We start from the raw sequence: 2,842 nt of genomic DNA, 5'->3' as shown, positions 1-2,842 counted from the left end.
ATAAAGGCTTGCTGAAAAAGTATTTGAGGTCATTGTGTAATGTAGGGGCGCAACGCTTGCGCCCATAATGTGACATTGTGAACATTTTTCAGCCAATATCCAAGAGAGGCAAAGACAATTATACAATTGAAGAAACCCTACCAAAGAAGAGGTTTCCATGTCGCAAAACATTAACAAAAATCATCAAAAGTGCGGGGGGGGTAAGCATTACTTATTTGTAGCAGGCAGTACCAGTCTTTTGAAAAATACAATTATATAATCGAAGGAAACTTACCAAGTGAAGAGTTTTGCATGGACAAAACATTAACAAAAGTTATCAAAAGTGCGGGGGGGGGTAAGCATTGCTTATTGGTAGCGGGGGCAACTCTAGCCATCCTAACCCCTTTCCAAGCCGCCCAAGCAAGTGTTATCTTTAGCCAAGCTGCCGACTTTCCCAGTGGCAACGTGTTAGCATCCCAAAATGATACTAATTCTTTCGGTAATTTTGCCACTGTTTACGACAACTTTAGTTTCTCCAGTGACAATTTAGTTGATGGTGTTGACTGGGTGGGGGGTTATTTTAATGGTAGTCCTGCAGCCATCTCCTCCTTTGCCCTCTCTATTTTCGGTAATAACGCTGGTCAGCCGGGTTCTTTGCTTTTCTCGGAAACGATAACGGGGAATGCGGGGGAAACTTTTATCGGCACAGACAACAATGGCTTTCCCGTCTATAGCTATAGTGCGAACTTGACCAATACTTTCCTCGCCCAAGCGGGTGCAACCTATTGGCTGGCGATTGTTCCTAGTCTTGGTTTTCCGCCCCAGTGGGGATGGTACACCAGCAGTCAGGGCGATGGTGTTTCTTATCAAGACTTTTTGGGGAGCCGCAGTCAACTTGACACGGATTTTGCCTTTAGTCTGACCGGCGAACGGGTTCCCGAACCTTCGGCAATTTTAGGATTATTAGGTTTAGGACTTTTGGGCATCGGTTCTCAATTCAAACAAAAACGATAGGCTCTTCTGGTTTCTGTGTGGAAACGAGGTCTATACTGATAGAATATCCGCAAAATAGCCCTAAAAGTCTTGCCCGATAAGCATTTCACGATTCCATAAGCAAAAATTATCACACAAAGTCGAGAAGAGCCAACGATAAATTGACAAGTGTGGGGATGGGATTTTTTCCATCCCCACTTGAGAAAAAACGCACTCTAGAAACCTTCCAAATTTAACTCTTAATTTTAGGTAAACAAATTTTTTTAAATTCCCTGGCAATTACTCAAAAAATTTGACATCTTATAGCGGACAGGTAAAAATAAAAACTTTTCTCTGCCAAGGCACCGATCGATAGGATAATTGATAATCGGAACATCTGCTTTGAGAATATGTCTCTCGATCGCCGTCAATTTCTTGATCTTTTAGGTGCTACCCTTGGCACAGCCACTCTTGCTGGTTTTAACTCTGCCGCTTTTGCCGCTACTGGTCCCTATAGTCTCATTGCCCTACCCTATAGCTATGATGCGCTAGAACCTTATATTGATAAGGAAACGATGCAATTTCATCACGATAAACACCATGTTGCCTACGTTAATAATCTCAACCTGGCAGTGGCAAAATATCCAGAATTGCAGAAAAAAACAGTAGTAGAATTAATTAAAAAGCTTGACTCTTTACCCGCCGATCTTCGCACCACTATCCGCAATAATGGCGGCGGCGATCTTAATCATACGATGTTTTGGCAGATTATGTCCCCCGATGGCGGTGGCGAACCAACAGGAGAAATAGGGGCGGCAATAATCGCTAAATTTGGCAGTTTCGAGGAATTTAAAAACGCTTTCAACCAAGCAGGTACTAGACTTTTTGGTAGTGGTTGGACATGGTTGGTTTTAAATAAGTCAGGACAACTGGAAATTACCAGCACTGCCAACCAAGATAGCCCCCTAATGATGGGATTACAGCCAATTATGGGCAATGATGTTTGGGAACACGCCTATTACTTAAAATATCGTAATCAACGGGCTGAGTATTTAAAACAGTGGTGGAATGTGGTTAACTGGGAGGAGGTAAATCGCCGCTATCTTCAGGCAAAAGCTTAACGATGACAACTTTTACGGTAACAGTTCCCGCTACCACTGCTAATATTGGGCCCGGCTTCGATTGTCTCGGAGCGGCCTTAACCCTATATAATCAGTTTACTTTTACCCTGCTGCCAGCAACGACAGCTAACCCTGTCAGCATTAGTGTCAAGGGAACTGAATCAGCTAAAGTTAGCCAAGGTGCTGATAATTTAATCTACAGTTCTTTTTTGCAAGTTTATCAAAAAATAGGACAGAATCCGCCCCCTATCGCCATCGAGATCGGTTTAGGGGTTCCTCTGGCTAGAGGTTTAGGTAGTTCTGCGACTGCTATTATCGGTGGGTTAGTGGCTGCCAATCAATGTGCGGGAAATCCTTTATCTCTGGGGGAAATCGAAGCATTAGCGATCGCTTTGGAGGGCCATCCAGATAATGTGGTGCCAGCTTTGCGGGGCAACTGTCAGCTATCGGCAGGAGATAGCACAAATTGGGCTATTTGTCAAGTATTTTGGCAAAAAAATCTCATTCCCGTCCTAGCGATTCCCGATTTTGAACTGGCTACGGAAAAAGCTAGGGCGGTTTTACCCGAAAAAATTAGCCGTCAGGAGGCAATTTTCAATATTTCCCGCTTGGGTTTATTATTGCGGGGATTAGAGACGGGTAACGGCGATTGGCTGAGAATTGCCCTAGAGGATAAACTGCATCAACCCTATCGCCAATCTTTGATCCCGGGTTACGAAAAGGTGAAAAAAGCCGCCATTAATGGGGGTGCTTACGGGATGGTAATTAGT

Annotated in this window: 3 protein-coding genes; all 3 read left to right on the top strand. The window is 43.9% G+C overall.

The annotated features are described in order from the left end of the window. Nucleotides 1–291: 291 nt before the first annotated feature. Complete coding sequence (locus IQ242_RS21575) at nucleotides 292–993, top strand: PEP-CTERM sorting domain-containing protein (protein WP_228021145.1); 702 nt, start codon at nucleotides 292–294, stop codon at nucleotides 991–993. 368 nt (nucleotides 994–1,361) lie between these two features. Beyond that, nucleotides 1,362–2,072, top strand: coding sequence for a superoxide dismutase (locus tag IQ242_RS21570; protein WP_193961356.1), 711 nt, complete (start codon nucleotides 1,362–1,364; stop codon nucleotides 2,070–2,072). 2 nt (nucleotides 2,073–2,074) lie between these two features. Beyond that, on the top strand, nucleotides 2,075–2,842 hold a 768-nt coding region (gene thrB / locus IQ242_RS21565; RefSeq protein ID WP_193961355.1), incomplete at its 3' end, for a homoserine kinase.

Origin of the sequence: Microcystis sp. LEGE 08355, from assembly GCF_015207185.1 — a bacterium.
In the GTDB taxonomy this organism is placed as follows: Bacteria; Cyanobacteriota; Cyanobacteriia; order Cyanobacteriales; family Microcystaceae; genus Microcystis; species Microcystis panniformis.
This window is presented reverse-complemented; position numbering and strand designations above follow the sequence as displayed.